Annotated in this window: 15 protein-coding genes; 4 read left to right on the forward strand and 11 right to left on the reverse strand. The window is 71.5% G+C overall.

Annotated features, from left to right (window positions below):
- Positions 1 to 39: 39 nt before the first annotated feature.
- Complete coding sequence (locus tag AC07FJ_RS00235; protein ID WP_479043655.1) at positions 40 to 1,710, forward strand: beta-N-acetylhexosaminidase; 1,671 nt, start codon at positions 40 to 42, stop codon at positions 1,708 to 1,710.
- Between the two features lie 52 nt (positions 1,711 to 1,762).
- Here AC07FJ_RS00235 and AC07FJ_RS00240 read toward each other — a convergent pair whose 3' ends face one another.
- From AC07FJ_RS00240 to AC07FJ_RS00290, 11 genes are all read right to left on the reverse strand, one after another.
- Positions 1,763 to 3,547 carry an IucA/IucC family protein gene (locus AC07FJ_RS00240; RefSeq protein WP_479043657.1) on the reverse strand — a complete coding sequence of 595 codons (1,785 nt, stop codon included), beginning with the start codon at positions 3,545 to 3,547 and terminating at the stop codon, positions 1,763 to 1,765.
- Positions 3,544 to 4,113: a GNAT family N-acetyltransferase gene (locus AC07FJ_RS00245; protein ID WP_479043658.1), complete on the reverse strand. Its 570-nt coding sequence runs from the start codon at positions 4,111 to 4,113 to the stop codon at positions 3,544 to 3,546. The genes AC07FJ_RS00240 and AC07FJ_RS00245 overlap by 4 nt, the downstream gene beginning before the upstream one ends.
- Positions 4,110 to 5,381 carry a lysine N(6)-hydroxylase/L-ornithine N(5)-oxygenase family protein gene (locus AC07FJ_RS00250; RefSeq protein WP_479043660.1) on the reverse strand — a complete coding sequence of 424 codons (1,272 nt, stop codon included), beginning with the start codon at positions 5,379 to 5,381 and terminating at the stop codon, positions 4,110 to 4,112. Before AC07FJ_RS00250 ends, AC07FJ_RS00245 begins: the two co-directional genes overlap by 4 nt.
- Positions 5,365 to 6,807: a pyridoxal phosphate-dependent decarboxylase family protein gene (locus AC07FJ_RS00255; protein ID WP_479043662.1), complete on the reverse strand. Its 1,443-nt coding sequence runs from the start codon at positions 6,805 to 6,807 to the stop codon at positions 5,365 to 5,367. Before AC07FJ_RS00255 ends, AC07FJ_RS00250 begins: the two co-directional genes overlap by 17 nt.
- 302 nt (positions 6,808 to 7,109) lie before the next feature.
- On the reverse strand, positions 7,110 to 7,973 hold the full coding sequence (locus AC07FJ_RS00260; protein WP_479043665.1) for a siderophore-interacting protein: 864 nt from the start codon (positions 7,971 to 7,973) through the stop codon (positions 7,110 to 7,112).
- 4 nt (positions 7,974 to 7,977) lie between these two features.
- Complete coding sequence (locus tag AC07FJ_RS00265; RefSeq protein WP_479043667.1) at positions 7,978 to 9,027, reverse strand: ABC transporter substrate-binding protein; 1,050 nt, start codon at positions 9,025 to 9,027, stop codon at positions 7,978 to 7,980.
- 65 nt (positions 9,028 to 9,092) lie between these two features.
- On the reverse strand, positions 9,093 to 9,524 hold the full coding sequence (locus AC07FJ_RS00270; RefSeq protein ID WP_479043669.1) for a hypothetical protein: 432 nt from the start codon (positions 9,522 to 9,524) through the stop codon (positions 9,093 to 9,095).
- Positions 9,525 to 9,590: 66 nt separating this feature from the next.
- The gene (locus tag AC07FJ_RS00275) at positions 9,591 to 10,751 is read right to left on the reverse strand and encodes an acyl-CoA dehydrogenase family protein (protein ID WP_479043671.1); all 1,161 of its coding nucleotides are present in this window, start codon (positions 10,749 to 10,751) and stop codon (positions 9,591 to 9,593) included.
- Between the two features lie 7 nt (positions 10,752 to 10,758).
- Positions 10,759 to 11,730 carry a hydroxymethylglutaryl-CoA lyase gene (locus AC07FJ_RS00280; protein WP_479043673.1) on the reverse strand — a complete coding sequence of 324 codons (972 nt, stop codon included), beginning with the start codon at positions 11,728 to 11,730 and terminating at the stop codon, positions 10,759 to 10,761.
- Positions 11,727 to 13,667 (reverse strand): acetyl/propionyl/methylcrotonyl-CoA carboxylase subunit alpha, encoded by a 1,941-nt coding sequence (locus AC07FJ_RS00285; RefSeq protein WP_479043674.1) that lies wholly within the window; start codon positions 13,665 to 13,667, stop codon positions 11,727 to 11,729. Before AC07FJ_RS00285 ends, AC07FJ_RS00280 begins: the two co-directional genes overlap by 4 nt.
- Before the next feature lie 7 nt (positions 13,668 to 13,674).
- A complete protein-coding gene (locus AC07FJ_RS00290) occupies positions 13,675 to 15,291 on the reverse strand; it encodes a carboxyl transferase domain-containing protein (protein ID WP_479045193.1) in 1,617 nt (538 codons plus the stop codon).
- A 77-nt stretch (positions 15,292 to 15,368) separates the two neighbouring features.
- Between AC07FJ_RS00290 and AC07FJ_RS00295 the strand changes: the two genes are divergently transcribed.
- From AC07FJ_RS00295 to AC07FJ_RS00305, 3 genes are all read left to right on the forward strand, one after another.
- Complete coding sequence (locus AC07FJ_RS00295; RefSeq protein WP_479043676.1) at positions 15,369 to 15,998, forward strand: SACE_7040 family transcriptional regulator; 630 nt, start codon at positions 15,369 to 15,371, stop codon at positions 15,996 to 15,998.
- An 82-nt stretch (positions 15,999 to 16,080) separates the two neighbouring features.
- Complete coding sequence (locus AC07FJ_RS00300; protein ID WP_479043678.1) at positions 16,081 to 16,557, forward strand: DUF2975 domain-containing protein; 477 nt, start codon at positions 16,081 to 16,083, stop codon at positions 16,555 to 16,557.
- Complete coding sequence (locus AC07FJ_RS00305; RefSeq protein ID WP_479043680.1) at positions 16,557 to 16,766, forward strand: helix-turn-helix domain-containing protein; 210 nt, start codon at positions 16,557 to 16,559, stop codon at positions 16,764 to 16,766. The genes AC07FJ_RS00300 and AC07FJ_RS00305 overlap by 1 nt, the downstream gene beginning before the upstream one ends.
- The last annotated feature ends 36 nt before the right edge of the window (positions 16,767 to 16,802 follow it).

Consider the following 16,802-nt stretch of genomic DNA (forward strand, 5'->3'; position numbering starts at 1 on the left):
TTGCGACGCCCGTGCGACACCCGTCGAAGGGACCAGCTCGTGAGACAGCATTCAACGTTCCTCCGCCTCTGCTCCCGCCCCCGCCCCCGCCTTCGCCCGCGCTCCCGCCCTCGCCTGAGGCTCCTCGGACCGCTGCTGCTCGTCGTGGCCGCCGGGGTCGCGGGGGCCGGGGCCGCGCCCGGCGGGGCGTCCGCCGCCGCGCCCGCCGTGCGGCCGCTCGGCGACATCGTGCCCGTACCCGCCTCCGTACGCCCCTCGGGAGGCCCGTACACCCTCACCGCCCGCACCCGCGTCCACGCCGACGACGGCTCACCCGAGGCGCGCCGCGTCGCCGCGTACCTCGCGGAGGCGCTGCGGCCGTCCACCGGGTTCGCGCTGCCCGTCGCCGACGACGACGGCGAGGGGCGCGGCGGCATCCGGCTGCGGCTGAGCCGGGGCGAGCAGGAGCTGGGGGAGGAGGGCTACCGGATGGAGTCCGGGCGCCAGGGCGTCGTCCTCACCGCCCGCACGCCCGCCGGGCTCTTCCACGGCGTGCAGACCCTGCGCCAGCAGCTCCCGGCGGCGGTGGAGAGCGACACGCGGCAGCCCGGGCCCTGGACGGTCGCGGGCGGCACCATCGTCGACACGCCCCGGTACGCGTACCGGGGCGCGATGCTCGACGTCTCCCGGCACTTCTTCACCGTGGAGCAGGTCAAGCGCTACATCGACCAGCTCGCCCTCTACAAGGTCAACGCGCTGCACCTCCACCTGAGCGACGACCAGGGCTGGCGCATCGCCGTCGACTCCTGGCCGCGCCTGGCGGCCTACGGCGGCTCCACGCAGGTCGGCGGCGGGCCCGGCGGCCACTACACCAAGGAGCAGTACCGCGACATCGTCGCGTACGCCGCCTCCCGCCACCTGGAGGTCGTGCCCGAGATCGACATGCCGGGCCACACCAACGCCGCCCTCGCCTCGTACGCCGAGCTGAACTGCGACGGCGTCGCCCCACCGCTCTACACGGGCACGGCCGTCGGCTTCAGCTCGCTCTGCGTCGGCAAGGACATCACCTACGACTTCGTGGACGACGTCGTCCGCGAGCTCGCCGCGCTCACCCCCGGCCGCTACGTCCACATCGGCGGCGACGAGGCCCACTCCACCGGCCACGCGGACTACGTCGCCTTCATGGACCGGGCGCAGGCGGTCGTGGCGAAGTACGGCAAGACCGTCATCGGCTGGCACCAGCTGGCCGGCGCGACCCCGGCGAAGGGCGCGCTCGTGCAGTACTGGGGCCTGGACCGGACGAGCGACGCCGAGAAGGCGCGGGTGGCGGCCGCCGCGCGCGGCGGGACCGGGATCGTCCTGTCGCCCGCCGACCGGCTCTACCTCGACATGAAGTACACCAAGGACACCCCGCTCGGCCTGTCCTGGGCCGGGTACGTCGAGGTGCGGCGCTCCTACGACTGGGACCCGGGGAGCTACCTCCCGGGCGTCCCGCCGGGCGCCGTCGCGGGCGTCGAGGCGCCGCTGTGGACCGAGACCGTCGCGTCGAGCGCGCACATCGACCGGATGGCGTTCCCGCGCGTGCTGGGCGCGGCGGAGCTGGGCTGGTCCCCGGCCGCCTCGCACGACTGGGAGGCGTACCGGCAGCGGCTCGCGGGACAGGGGCCGCGCCTGGCGGCCCTCGGGATCGACTTCTACCGGTCGCCACAGGTGGAGTGGCGGACGGAGTAGGAGATGAGCCGGCGCCCGGGGGGACCGTACCCCCGGGCGCCGGCTGGTCCCGTTACGCGAACCGCGCCAGCGGGTTCTTCAGCGTGCCGACGAACTGCAGCGCGGCGGACGGGTCCGCCAGGTCCACCATCTGCTTGTTGTTGCGCAGCTGGAGCCGGTTGAGGCAGGACAGCGTGAACTCGTCCGCGAAGACGTCGTACTGCGCGAACTTCTCCGCCAGCTCCGGCTTCGACGCCTGGTACGCCTTCACGCACGCGGCGACCGTGCCCCAGAAGTCGTCCTCCTCCAGGACGCCCTCGGCGGCGAGCGTGGCGCTCAGGAAGCGGAAGAAGCAGTCGAAGACGTCCGTGAAGACGGACAGCAGCTTCGTGTCGTCCGGCACGTCCACCCGGATGCGCTCGACCGCCGGCGGCAGCACCGCGTCCGGGTCCATGACCACGATCTCCTCGGCGATGTCCTTGAAGATCGCGCGCTGCACCGCGCCGCCCTCGATGACGAGGATGACGTTCTCGCCGTGCGGCATCCACGCGAGGTCGTACGCGTAGAAGGTGTGCAGGATCGGCAGCAGGTACGCGTCCAGGTAGCGGCGCAGCCACTCGGTCGGCGCGAGCCCCGACTCGGCGATCAGCGCGCCCGCGAACGACGCGCCCGCGTGGTCGACGTGGAGCAGCGACGCCATGGTGGCGAGGCGCTGGCCCTCGGCGATCGTCGGCACCGGGCTCTCGCGCCACAGCGCGGCGAGCATCTTGCGGTACGGCGAGTACCGGTCGGTGGCGGCCTCGTACTCCAGGTGCCGGTAGCCGACCGCCGCGCGCTCGCGGATGATCGAGAAGCGGACGGACTGGAGGGTGTCGTCGCCGGCGATGAGGGTGGCCAGCCAGTCGTTGATGGCCGGGGTGGCCTCCATGTACGCGGCGGACAGGCCGCGCATGAAGCCCATGTTGAGGACGGAGATGGCCGTCTTCACGTAGTGCTTGGCCGGGTCGCTGGTGTTGAAGAAGGTGCGGATCGACTGCTGGGCCAGGTAGCGGTCGTCGCCCTCGCCGAGGAAGACCAGCCGCCGCTGGGCGATCTCGGCGGCGAAGGTGACGGACAGCTTGTTCCACCACTGCCAGGGGTGCACCGGCATCAGCAGGTAGTCGGCGAAGTCCAGGCCCAGGTCGGCGAGGGTCTTGGCGAAGCCGTCGACGGTGGCGTCGCCCAGCTCGGCGCGGATGAAGGCCTCGTAGTCGATGCCCGCGCCCGCCGTGAAGGTGGTGCGGTCGCGGCGCGCGGCCAGCCACACCAGCTGCAGAGGGCTCGCGGCCTCGGGGGCGTACGCGTGGTACTCGTCGATGCCGAAGCCGAGCCGGCCGTTGTTGGCGACGAAGCAGGGGTGGCCCTCGGTCATGCCCGTCTCGACGGCCTGGAAGTCGGCCTTGGCGAGCTCGGCGGCGGGGACCTGCGGCTTGGTCGCCTTGTAGGCCGTGCCGGAGAGGGTGGAGGAGATCTCCTCCAGGTAGACCGGGAGGATCTCGTCGCTCAGGCCGAGGGAGCCGCGCAGCTCGATGATGAAGCGCAGCGCGTCGAGCGGGAGCTCCTCGCCGTCCCGGTGGAGGCTGATGGAGTCGGCGTCCACCTGCCAGTGGTCCAGGGCGTACCGGCGGGCGTTGAAGCGGTACTCGGCCGTGCCGTCGTCGGTGCGCACGCGGTAGCGGTCCTCCCCGAGCGGCTCGGGGGTGAGCAGGCGCTCGTGGGTGAACTCGGCGAGGCCCTTGCGGATGAGCTGGCGGTTGGCCTGGGCCCAGCGCTCGGGGGTGAGGTGCGCGACGGGGTTCATGGGGTGCGTGGTGCTCATCGGGCGGCTCCCACGGCGGCGAAGAACTGCTCGCGGGTGCAGACGCTGAGGTAGGCGTCCTTCTCCGGCTTGGCTATCTTCTCGACGATCTCGAAGCCGACGGCCTCGTTGAGCGCGTGGACGGCCTTGTTGGCGACGTCCGGCTCGACGACGACCCGCTCCGTCGCCGGGTCGCGGAAGAGCTCCGCCATCACGGCGGTGATGACGGCGCGCGTGAAGCCGTGGATCCGGACGTCGCTGGGCGCGACCAGGAAGTGCATGCCGACGTCGCCGGGCCGGGCGTCGTACAGCCCGACCAGTTCGACCTTCGAGGGGTCGTACCGCTCCATGAGGAAGGCGGGCTCGCCGTCGTGGAGGCCGATGAAGGCGTCGTGGTGCGGGTGGGCCGCGATGGCCGCGTAGTCGCGCTGCACGTCCGCGACGGAGTGCTCGGCCATCAGCCAGAAGGACGCCTTGGGGTGGGTCACCCAGCCGTGGACCAGTTCGGCGTCGGCGAGGGGGTCGAGCGGCCGGAAGGAGAAGCTCCCGACCGACCGGGTGGTGCTGAGGGTGCTGGTGGTGCTCATACGGCGAACTCCTGGAACGCGATGGACTTCTCGATGGGGTAGTACTCGGAGCCCAGCAGCTCGCCGATGATGTACGCGTTGCGGTAGGCGCCCATGCCCAGGTCGGGGCTGGTGATCGAGTGGGTGTGCACGCCGGCGTTCTGCAGGAAGATGCCGCGGCCGGTCGTGTCGATGGAGTAGTTGCGGGCGACGTCGTAGCGGCCCTGCCCGTCCCAGCGGATGCGGTCGCGCACCGGCTCCAGGAAGGCGGGGGTGACGTACTTGTAGCCGGTGGCCAGGATCAGGCCCTCGGTCTCCAGCTCGAAGTCCTTGCCCTGCTCCTCCTGGCGCAGCCCGAGGGTGTAGGTGCCGTTCTCGTACGACGCCGAGTTCAGCGACGCGTTGGTGAGCAGGCGCGTCTGGACCGGGCCGCCGAGGTTCTTCTGGTACAGCAGGTCGAAGATCGCGTCGATGAGCTCGCCGTCGATGCCCTTGAACAGGCCCTTCTGCTGGGCCTCCAGGCGGTAGCGGGTGGTCTCCGGCAGGGCGTGGAAGTAGTCGATGTAGTCCGGGGACGTCATCTCCAGCGTGAGCTTGGTGTACTCCAGCGGGAAGAACCGCGGGGAGCGGGTGACCCAGTTCAGCCGGTAGCCGTGGACGTCGATCTCGCTCAGCAGGTCGTAGTAGATCTCGGCGGCGCTCTGGCCGCTGCCGACGAGCGTGATCGACTTCTTCTTCTGCAGCGCTTCCTTGTTCGGGAGGTAGCGCGAGTTGTGGATGAAGTCGCCGCCGAGGCCCTGGCAGGACTCCGGGATGTACGGCGGGGTGCCGGTGCCCAGGACGAGGCGGGGCGCGCGGAACGTTTCGCCACCCTCGGTGCGGACCGTGTAGAGGCCGGCCTCGTCGTCGTACTCGACCGTCGTGACCGTCGTGTCGAACCGGATGCTGCTCAGCTTCGCGGCGGCCCAGCGGCAGTAGTCGTTGTACTCGGTGCGCAGCGGATAGAAGTTCTCGCGGATGTAGAACGAGTACAGCCGGCCGTTCTCCTTGAGGTACTGGAGGAAGGAGTACGGCGACGTCGGGTCGGCGAGGGTGACCAGGTCCGACATGAACGGCGTCTGGAGGTGCGCGCCTTCGAGGAACATCCCCGAGTGCCACTCGAAGTCCGGCTTGGACTCCAGGAAGACGCCGTTCAGCTCGTCGATCGGCTCGGTGAGGCAGGCGAGGCCGAGGTTGAACGGACCCAGTCCGATACCGATGAAGTCGTGGATGTCACGAGGCGTGGACAAGGTTCTCTCCAAGGTACTGCTCGGCGTGGCCGGCGATCAGGTCGAGGACGGCGGCGATGTCGTGCACGGTCGTCTCGGGGTTGAGCAGGGTGAACTTCAGGTACTGACGGCCGCCGACCTTCGTACCGGCGACGACGGCCTCGCCCGAGGCGAACAGCGCCTTGCGGGCGTGGAGGTTGGCGCGGTCGATCTCCGCGGGGGAGGTGACGGCGTCCGGGACGTAGCGGAAGACCAGGGTGGACAGCGACGGCTCGACGACGACGTCGTAGCGCGGGTCCGCGGCGAGCAGGTCCCAGCCGGCGGCGGCCAGGTCGCAGACCTCGTCGAAGAGCTGCCCGACCCCGTCGGCGCCCATGACGCGCAGCGTCATCCACAGCTTGAGCGCGTCGAAGCGGCGGGTCGTCTGGAGCGACTTGTCGACCTGGTTCGGGATCTTCTCCTCGACGGTGCGCCGGGGGTTGAGGTACTCCGCGTGGTACGTGGCGTGGCGCAGCGTCGCCCCGTCCCGTACGAGCACGGCCGAGGAACTGACCGGCTGGAAGAAGGACTTGTGGTAGTCGACCGTGACGGAGTCGGCGCGCTCGATGCCGTCGAGGAGCCCGCGGCGGGTCGGGGAGGCCAGCAGGCCGCAGCCGTACGCGGCGTCGACGTGCATCCAGGCGCCGTACTGGGCGGCCAGCTCGGCGATCTCGGGGAGCGGGTCGATGGAACCGAAGTCGGTGGTGCCGGCGGTGGCGACGATCGCCATGGGCGTCAGGCCCTGGGCGGCGCACAGCTCCAGCTCGGCGGCGAGGGCGACGGACTGCATGCGCTTGTCGCGGTCGGTCGGGATGGACACGACGGCCTGCGGGGAGAGGCCGAGGAGCTTGGCCGACTTCTGGACGCTGAAGTGGCTGCACTCGGAGGTGAAGACGCGCAGTTTCGCCAGGTCGTCCGTCTTGGCCTCCTCGCGGGCGAGGAGCAGGGCCTGGAAGTTGGACTGCGAGCCGCCGCTGGTGAAGACGCCGTCGGCGGCGGGGCCGAGGCCGATGCGGCTGTTCGTCCAGTCGATCAGCTTGCGCTCGATGAGGGTGGCGCCGGCGCTCTGGTCCCAGGTGTCGAGGGAGGAGTTGACGGCGGAGAGGACAGCCTCGCCGAGGACGGCCGGGATGACGACCGGGCAGTTGAGGTGGCCCAGGTAACGGGGGTGGTGGAAGTAGACGGCGTCGCGGAGGTAGACGCTCTCCAGCTCGTCGAGGGCGGCGGTGGCGTCGCCGAGCGGCTGGTCGAGGTCGACCGCCGCGATCTGCGGGGCCAGCTCGTCGGGCGTGATGCCGGTGAACGGCCGCCGGGTGGAGGCGAGTCGGTTCGCCACCCGCTCGACTCCTTCGGTGACGGAACGCCGGTACTGCTCGGCGGTTGCGTCATTGAGCAGGTGCGAGCGCATGGAATGTCCTCCCGGGTACGGGGACTTGATCGGCCCTCAGGGGACAGGAGGGCGAGGAACCGTGTGGTTAGTAAGGTTAGCCTAACCTCAGTTGAAATACCAACGGCCACAAGGGCCTCAGAAAGCGCACCGGGCGCAGTTGTTGCCCCATCCGGGGCGCGTGTGCGGCGCGGGTCGCCGCCGGGTGTGTGCGGCGCGGGCCGGCCGCGGGGGCAGTGCTACGCCGCGGGGCAGTGCTACGCCACGGCGGCCCGCCCCGGGGATCCTCCCGGACGCAAGCCGCCGTGGCGGGGTGGGTCGGCCTACGCCTCGTCCTCGGAGGTCTCCGGGACCTCGCGCAGCGCGTCCTCGCTCATGCCCTTGCGCCAGTAACCGACGAACGTCACGCGGCGGCGGTCGATCCGGCGCTCGTTCACCAGGTGGCGGCGCAGCGCCTTGACCGATCCCGACTCGCCCGCGATCCAGGCGTACGGCGACGAGCCGGACAGCTCGGCGGCGCGGACGGCGTCGACGGCGGCGGGCGCGCCCTCCTCCCGTACGAGCCAGGTGACGGTCGCGTCCGCCTTCGTCGCGAGCTCCAGGCGGTCGGCGGCGTACGGCACTTCGAGCCAGACCCGCGCCCGCAGGCCCGCCGGCAGTGACTCCAGGATGGCGGAGGCGGCGGGCAGCGCCGTCTCGTCACCCCAGATCAGCACCTCGTCGGCGTCCTCGGGGAGCCGGAAGCGCACGCCGGTGTTGTCGGCGACGGCGGGGCCGAGGACGACCACGCGGTCGCCCTCGGACGCCTGCTGGGCCCAGCGGCACGCCGGACCGCCGTCCTCGTGGAGGGCGAAGTCGATGTCGACCTCACCCGCCTCCCGGCGCTGCTCCCGCACGGTGTACGAGCGCATGACGGCCCGTACGTCGTCGTCCATGGCCCGCCAGGCGCCGAGGACCGCGTACAGGTCCTCGGTGTCGAGCGGCGGCAGGACCGGCTCCGGCTGGCCGGGGTGCGGCAGGAAGAGGGAGAGCGACTGGTCGCGTCCGCCGGAGGCGAAACCTTTCAGCGCGTCCTCCGACGCCCCGGTGAAGGTGACGCGGACGAGCGACGGGCCGAGCCGCCGCGTCCGGGCGACCCGCAGGGCGAAGAAGCGGAACGGGACGGCGGCGGTCTCGGCTGTCGTCATCGGGTCAGGCCACCTTCTTGGCGTTCTCGATCGCCTTGGCGAGGTCCTCCAGGATGGGGGCGCACTTGGCGTACGAGTAGATGGGCTCGGTCACGCGCGGCACGACCTGGCCGGCCTTGACGGCGGGCAGCTGACCCCAGGTCGGCTTGGACTTCAGGGCCTCCGGCTGGAGCTGGGAGGAACGGTTGTCCAGGAGGATGATGTCGGCCTTGTACGTGTCGACCTCCTCCCAGCTGAGGCTCTGGAACCAGCCGCCCTCGTCCAGCTTGGTCGGCGCGACCAGGTTGACGCCCAGCTCCTTGAAGTAGAGCGTGTCGGACGGGCGGGCCGGGTCGGAGACGTAGAACGTGTCGGCGGCGGCCGAACCGATCAGGACCTTGATCTCCGGCTTGGCCTTGGCGGCCTGGCGCAGCCGGGCGGCCGCCTTCTCGAAGCGGGCCTTGTCGTCCTGGACCTTCTTCGCCTTGACGTCGGCGCCGAGCGCCTCGGCCAGGTCGACGTGGCGCTGGAGCACCTTGGGCATGGTGGCGTCGGCGGCCCACAGGGCGACGGCCGGCGCGACCTTGAGGATTTTGGCCTTCTGCTCGTCCGGGACGTACCAGAGCTGGTCCTTCTCCCACATGTCGGTGATGAGCAGCTCGGGCTGGAGCTTGAGGTACTCCTCGATCTTGAACTCGCCCCAGACGTTGCCGATGACCGCGACCTTGTTGATGTCGAGGTCGCCGGCCTGGACGTCGGGCACGCGCTTCTTGGTCTTCGGGTCCTCGACGTACGTCGGGCCGAAGACGCCCTTGACCTCGACGCCGAAGTCGTGCAGCGCGGCGGCCATGCCGGTGAAGGCGACGATGTTCTTCGGGGCGGCCTTCAGCTCGACGGTCTGGCCGCGGTCGTCCTTGAAGGTGAAGGGGCCGGACTTGGCGGCGCCGCCCTTGGCGTCGTCCTTCTTCGCGTCCTTGCCGCCGCAGGCCACGAGCGCGGCGCCGAGCCCGAGGGCGCCGCCCGCGGCGAGCAGACCGCGACGGGTGAATTGGGTGGCTCGTGCGTTGCTGGGCATGGCGGATCGCTTTCGTACGGCCGGTTTCGGCCACTGGGCAAGTTCGAGGGTAGGTTAGCCTAACCTCAGCCGTTGTCCAGAGTGGCCCCCGCCACATAGCCCGTCACGCGCCCCTGCCGCACCTTCTGACGCACGGCCAGCACCACGCACACCACCGTGCCCACCGCCCCCACCGCGAGGCCCGGGTTCACATAGCCGGGGACCAGGTCGTACGACGCGTTGCACCGGGCCGAGAGCGGCAGCAGCGAGTCCGGGCCGGCCTCGTCGGGGGCGAACTCCTGGCCTCGCGACAGCGTGCAGAACTCCTGGCGGTCGAAGGTGAACAGGCCCGCCAGGCCCCAGAGGTAGAGCAGCCCCGTGCCCAGCGCGAGGAGGACCCCGGCACGCGCCCAGGGGTGGCCCGCCGTGGCCCTGACCACCATCCAGGTGACCAGGGCCACGACGCCGATCGGGAGCGCCAGAACGCCGATGATGTGGACAGCGGCCTCGAAATGCACCTGTTCCCCCCGGTTTTCGTCCGAGGGGTCAGGCTACGGTGGCAGGCGCTGCTCGCGGAGACCGGCTCAGGCCGAGAAGCCCAGCTCCCGGGCGATGAGCATGCGCTGCACCTCGCTGGTGCCCTCGCCGATCTCCAGGATCTTCGAGTCCCGCCACATGCGGGCGACCGGATACTCGTTCATGAAGCCGTAGCCACCGTGGATCTGGGTGGCCTCCCGGGCGTTGTCCACCGCCACCGTCGACGAGTACAGCTTCGCCAGGGCCGCCTCCTTCTTGAACGGCTCACCGTGCACGAGCCGCGAGGCGGCGTCGCGCCAGCCGATCCGGGCCATGTGGGCCCGCATCTCCATGTCCGCGAGCTTGAACTGAATGGCCTGGTTGTCGCCGATGGGCCGCCCGAACGCCACGCGCTCCTTGGCGTACTTCACCGACTCGTCCACGCACCCCTGCGCGAGGCCGGTGGCGAGCGCCGAGATGGCGATCCGGCCCTCGTCCAGGATCCGCAGGAACTGCGCGTACCCGCGGCCCTCCTCGCCCAGCAGGTTCGCCGCCGGGACGCGGACGTCCGAGAAGGACAGCTCGCGGGTGTCCGAGGCGTTCCACCCCACCTTCGAGTACGGCGCGGCGACCGTGAAGCCCGGCGTGCCGGACGGGACGATGATCGACGAGATCAGCGGCTTGCCCTCCGGGGTGCGGCCGGTGACGGCGGTGACCGTGACCAGGCCGGTGATGTCCGTACCGGAGTTGGTGATGAAGCACTTGCTGCCGTTGACGACCCACTCGTCGCCGTCGCGCACGGCCGTCGTACGGGTGCCGCCCGCGTCCGAGCCGCAGCCCGGCTCCGTCAGCCCGAACGCGCCCAGGATCTCGCCGCTGCACATCCGCGGCAGCCACTCCCGCTTCTGCTCCTCGGTGCCGAAGCGGTAGACCGGCATCGCGCCGAGCGAGACGCCCGCCTCCAGGGTGATGGCGACCGACGAGTCGACGCGCGCCAGCTCCTCCAGCGCGATGCCGAGCGCGAGGTAGTCCCCGCCCATGCCGCCGTACTCCTCGGGGAAGGGCAGGCCGAACAGGCCCATCCGCCCCATCTCGCGGACGATCTCGTACGGGAACTCGTGGCGCTCGTAGAAGTCCCCGATCTTCGGGGCGACGACCTCGTGGGCGAACTCCTCGACGGTACGGCGCAGTTCCTCGTGTTCCGGTGAGAGCCGGTGGTCCAGGGACATGGGTCGGTCACTCCTTGTGGGAGGCGTCCGCGCCGGCGAGGGCGCGGACGGTACGGGAGGGGCTCGGGCGGCCCAGGTGTCCGGCCAGCCACACGCTGGTGGCGGTGAGCAGGCCGAGGTCGACCCCGGTGTCGATGCCGAGGCCGTGGAGCATCCACACGAGGTCTTCGGTGGCGAGGTTGCCGGTGGCGGACTTGGCGTACGGGCAGCCGCCGAGGCCGCCCGCCGAGGCGTCGACCGTCGTCACGCCGTGCTGCAGCGCGGCCAGCGTGTTGGCCAGGGCCTGGCCGTACGTGTCGTGGAAGTGCACGGCGAGGGCGCTGGTGGGGACCTGCGCCTCGTTCAGGGCCGTGAGGAGCCGCCCCACGTGGCCGGGCGTGGCCACGCCGATGGTGTCGCCCAGGCTCAGCTCGTCGCAGCCCATGTCCTTCAGGCGGCGGGCGACCCGGACGACCTGCTCGACGGGGACGGGGCCCTCCCACGGGTCGCCGAAGCACATGGAGAGGTACCCGCGCACCGACAGGCCCGCCTCTATGGCGCGGGTGACGACCGGCGCGAACATGTCGAGCGACTCGTCGACGGTGCGGTTGAGGTTGGCCTTCGCGAACGACTCGGTGGCGCTCGCGAACACGGCGACGTCCCGCGCCCCGAGCGCCAGCGCCCGGTCCAGCCCGCGTTCGTTCGGCACGAGGACCGGCAGGCGGACGCCGGTCTCGCGGACGAGCGGGAACAACTGCTCGGCGTCCGCCAGTTGGGGCACCCACTTGGGGTGGACGAAGCTGGTGGCCTCGACGGTGGTGAGCCCCGCGGCGGCGAGGCGCCGGATGAACTCGGCCTTCACCTCGGTGGGGACGGTGCCCTGCTCGTTCTGCAGACCGTCGCGCGGGCCGACCTCGTGGATCCGCACGCGGGCGGGCAGCCCGGGGGCGGGGACGGTCATGGGCAGTGCCCCGGGTTCGGGAACGGCTCCGGTCGTCATGATTCCTCCCTCGGGACGACGACGGCCAGCACCTGGTCCATGGCGACGGTGGTGCCGGGGGTGACGTCGAGCTCGGCGACGGTGCCGTCGTGGGGGGCGGAGATGACGTGCTCCATCTTCATCGCCTCCACGACGACGAGTCCCTGACCGGCGGTGACCTCGTCGCCGACGGCGACCTTGACGACGGTGACCGTGCCCGGCATGGGCGCGGTGAGCGAGTCGGCCCCCGCGTGCGCGGCGCGGCTCAAGGACGCCTCGACGGGGTCGTGGTCCAGGACGTTCCAGCTGTCCCCGTCCCGGCCGAGCCAGGTTCCGGCACGGCGGAAGGTGTGGGTGAGGCCGTCGAGGGTGACCGTGACCCGGTCCTCGGTGACGTGCGCCTGACCCCGGGTCCGGTGAGTGACGGGTTCGGCTCCCGCTACGCGAAGCCAGTGGGTGACCGGCACGGGTTCTCCTCCGAGGCGCCAGCCGCTCGGCATCGAGAACGGGTCGGTCCAGCCGGTGGTGGCGTCGGGCCGCGGCTGGAGCCGGGCCTCCCGTACCGCCGCGGCGGCCTCGTACACCTCCTCCGGGACACCCTCCGGAACCAGGCCGTCCACCTCACGCTCCACCAGCCCCGTGTCGAGGTCGCCCGCGACGACGTCCGGGTGGGCGAGCAGCCGGCGCAGGAACCCGGCGTTGGTCGGCACGCCGAGGGTGACGGTGTCCGCGAGGGCGGCGCGGAGCTTGCGCAGGGCGGTGGGGCGGTCGGCGGCGTGGACGATGACCTTCGCCAGCATCGGGTCGTACAGGCTGGAGACCTCGGTGCCCTCGCTCAGGCCCGAGTCGGTGCGTACGCCGTCGCCCTGCGGCTCGTCGAGCGCCAGCACCGTGCCGCCGGAGGGGAGGAAGCCGCGGGAGGGGTCCTCCGCGCAGAGGCGGGCCTCGATGGAGTGCCCGGTGAGGGTGATGTCCTCCTGGGCGAAGGGGAGTGCCTCGCCGGCGGCGACGCGCAGCTGCCATTCCACCAGGTCCAAGCCCGTGATCAGCTCGGTGACCGGGTGCTCCACCTGGAGGCGGGTGTTCATCTCCATGAAGTAATAGGAGGAGGGGTCACCGCCCGGGACGATGAACTCGACCGTGCCCGCGCCGCGGTAGCCGCAGGAGCGGGCCGCCTGGACCGCCGCCTCGCCCATTGCCGCGCGCGTCTTCTCGTCCAGCAGGACGGACGGCGCCTCTTCGATGATCTTCTGGTGGCGGCGCTGGAGGGAGCACTCGCGCTCGCCGAGGTGCACGACGTTGCCGTGGCCGTCCGCCAGGACCTGGATCTCGATGTGCCGCGGCCGGTCGATCCACCGCTCGACCAGGAGCGTGTCGTCGCCGAAGGAGGCGCGCGCCTCGCGCCGGGCCGCCGCGATCTCGTCCATCAGGGCCGACTCCACGCGCGTGAGGCGCATGCCCTTGCCGCCGCCGCCCGCCGAGGGCTTGAGCAGGACGGGCATGCCGATCTCGCGGGCGGCGGCGGCCAGTTCCTCGTCGCTGAGCCCGCTCCCGGAGGAGCCGGGGACGACGGGGACGCCGGCGGCCTTCACCGTCTCCTTGGCCCGGATCTTGTCGCCCATCAGGGCGATGGCCTCGGCCGGCGGCCCGATGAAGACGAGTCCGGCGTCCTCGCAGGCCCGGGCGAAGGCGGCGTTCTCGGCGAGGAAGCCGTACCCGGGGTGGACGGCCTCGGCGCCGGTGCGGGCGGCGGCCTCCAGGAGCCGGTCGACGCGCAGATAGCTGTCGGTCGCCGCGGGCGGTCCGATGCGTACGGCCGTGTCGGCCTCCCGTACGTGGCGGGCGTCGGCGTCCGCGTCGCTGAAGACGGCGACCGAGCGGATACCGAGGGCCCGCAGCGTACGGATCACGCGTACCGCGATCTCGCCCCGGTTGGCGACAAGAACAGTCGTGAACATCCCACCCTCACATCCGGAAGACGCCGAACTGGGGGTCACCCAGGGGCGCGTTGGCACAAGCCGTCAGGGCCAGACCCAGCACCTGGCGGGTCTCCAGCGGGTCGATCACACCGTCGTCCCACAGCCGGGCCGTCGCGTAGTAGGCGTTGCCCTGCCGCTCGTACTGGCCGCGGATCGGGGCCTTGAAAGCCTCCTCGTCCTCCGCCGGCCACTGCTCGCCGCGTGCCTCCAGCTGGTCGCGCTTGACCGTGGCGAGGACGGAGGCGGCCTGCTCGCCGCCCATGACGGAGATCTTGGCGTTCGGCCACATCCACAGGAAGCGGGGCGAGTACGCCCGGCCGCACATCGAGTAGTTGCCCGCGCCGTACGAGCCGCCGACCACCACCGTCAGTTTCGGCACGCGCGTGCAGGCGACGGCGGTGACCATCTTCGCGCCGTGCTTGGCGATGCCGCCCGCCTCGTAGTCCCGGCCGACCATGAAGCCGGAGATGTTCTGCAGGAACAGCAGCGGGATGCCGCGCTGGTCGCACAGCTCGATGAAGTGGGCGCCCTTCTGGGCGGACTCGGCGAAGAGGATGCCGTTGTTGGCGACGATCCCGACCGGGTGGCCGTGGATCCGGGCGAACCCGGTGACCAGCGTCTGCCCGAACTCCGCCTTGAACTCCTGGAACCGCGATCCGTCGGTGATCCGCGCGATGACCTCCCGGGCGTCGTACGGGGTGCGCGGGTCGACCGGCACCGCGCCGTACAGCCCGTACGGATCGACCTTCGGCTCCTCGACCGGCTCGACGGACCACGGCAGCGGGGCGCGCTCCGGCAGGGTCGCGACGATGTTCCGCACGATCCGCAGCGCGTGCGCGTCGTCCTCCGCGAGGTGGTCGGTCACCCCGGAGATCCGGGAGTGGACCTCGCCGCCGCCGAGCTCCTCGGCCGTGACGACCTCGCCCGTGGCGGCCTTCACCAGCGGCGGGCCGCCCAGGAAGATGGTGCCCTGGTTCCGCACGATCACGGCCTCGTCGCTCATCGCGGGGACGTACGCGCCGCCGGCCGTGCAGGAGCCGAGGACGGCGGCGATCTGCGGGATCCCGGCGCCCGACATGCGGGCCTGGTTGTAGAAGATGCGCCCGAAGTGCTCGCGGTCGGGGAAGACCTCGTCCTGCATCGGCAGGAAGGCGCCTCCCGAGTCCACCAGGTACACGCACGGCAGCCGGTTCTCCAGCGCCACCTCCTGCGCGCGCAGGTGCTTCTTCACCGTCATGGGGTAGTACGTGCCGCCCTTGACGGTCGCGTCGTTCGCGACGACCACCACCTCGCGGCCGCTGACCCGCCCGATGCCGGCGATGACGCCCGCGGCCGGCGCCTGGTCGTCGTACATCCCGTTCGCCGCGAGCGGTGCCAGCTCCAGGAACGGCGACCCCGGGTCCAGCAGCGTGTCCACCCGCTCGCGCGGCAGCAGCTTGCCGCGCGCGGTGTGCCGCGCCCGGGCCTTCTCACCGCCGCCCAGCCGCGCGGCGGCCAGCCGGGCGTGCAGATCCTCGACGAGCTCGCGGTGCGCGGCCTCGTTGGCCTGCCAGGCCGCGGAGGCGGGATCAGCCGCGCTGGTCAGCACGGGTGCCTGCTGCATCATGCCCCCAGTTAATGAGCGTTAACGTATGTCCATCAGGTTAACGACCGCTAACCGCGTTGTCTAGAATCAATCCCATGAGCACCAGGACCGACGCCCCGACGCGCCGCGAACAGATCCTCAAGGAGGCCGCCCGCCTCTTCGCCGAGCGCGGCTTCCACGGTGTGGGCGTCGACGAGATAGGGGCGGCGGTCGGCATCAGCGGCCCCGGCCTGTACCGGCACTTCCCCGGCAAGGACGCGATGCTCGCGGAACTGCTGGTCGGCATCAGCGAGCGGCTGCTCGACGGCGGCCGGCAGCGGGTGGAGGAGTCGGACGGCGACCCCGAGGCCCTGCTCGGCGCGCTCATCGACGGCCACATCGACTTCGCGCTCGACGACCGCCCGCTGATCACCCTGCACGACCGGGAGCTGGACCGCCTCCGCGACACGGACCGCAAACGGGTGCGCCAGCTCCAGCGCCAGTACGTCGAACTGTGGGTGGCGGTGGTGCGCCGCCTGTACCCCGCGCCGCCGGAGGCCGAGGCCCGGGCGACGGTCCACGCGGTGTTCGGCCTGCTGAACTCCACCCCGCACCTCGGCTCCGCCTCCGCGGGCAGCAGGGTGCTGGGCCGCGCGGAGGCGGAGTCCCTGCTGCGGCGGCTGGCGCACGGGGCGTTCGGGGCGCTGGCGTCGGTGCCGGCGTCGGCGTCGGCCTCGGCGGAGTGAGGGGCCGGGCCCGGGGCCGGGCGCTTGCCCGGTCTATCGAATTTCGATAGATTCCCATCGTTGCTCGATAAAAGGAGGAGCGATGGGAAAGCTGACCGTGCTCGCGCTGCGTGCCGTGCTCGTGGCGCTGCTCGCCGGATCGGTGTTCGTCGAGGCGGTGATGGTGCCGCTGCTGGCCATCGACCTGAGGCAGCTGAACCCGGAGTACGCGTACCTGCGCGCTCCGCTCCTCGCGATCATGTTCCTGGGGGCCGTGACGTTCCAGGTCGTCCTGGTCTGCGTGTGGCGCCTGGTGACGATGGTGCGGCGCGGGACGGTGTTCTCGCACGCCGCCTTCCGGTACGTGGACGTCGTGACCGGCGCCTTCGTGGCGGCCGCCCTGCTGGTCTTCGCCCTCGCGGTCGTCCTGGCCCCGGGCGAGGCCGTCGCGCCGGGCATCGTGCTCCTCGTCTGCGGGGTCAGCCACGCCGCCCTGGGGGTCGCGCTCATCGTGCTCGTCCTGCGGATGCTGCTCGCCCAGGCGACGCGGATGCAGGCCGAACTGGCCGAGGTCATCTGATGCCGATCACCGTCGACATCGACGTGATGCTGGCCAGGCGCAAGATGTCCGTGGGCGAACTCGCGGAGCGCGTCGGCATCACCCCCGCGAACCTGGCGGTCCTCAAGAACGGCCGCGCCAAGGCGGTCCGCTTCGCCACGCTCGCCGCCCTCTGCGAGGCGCTCGACTGCCAGCCGGGGGACCTGCTGCGCTGGGAGCCGGAGGACTGACGGGTGAGGCCCCGCCGTACCCCTCCACCCCAGGTC

The organism is Streptomyces sp. NPDC045998, from assembly GCF_056430285.1.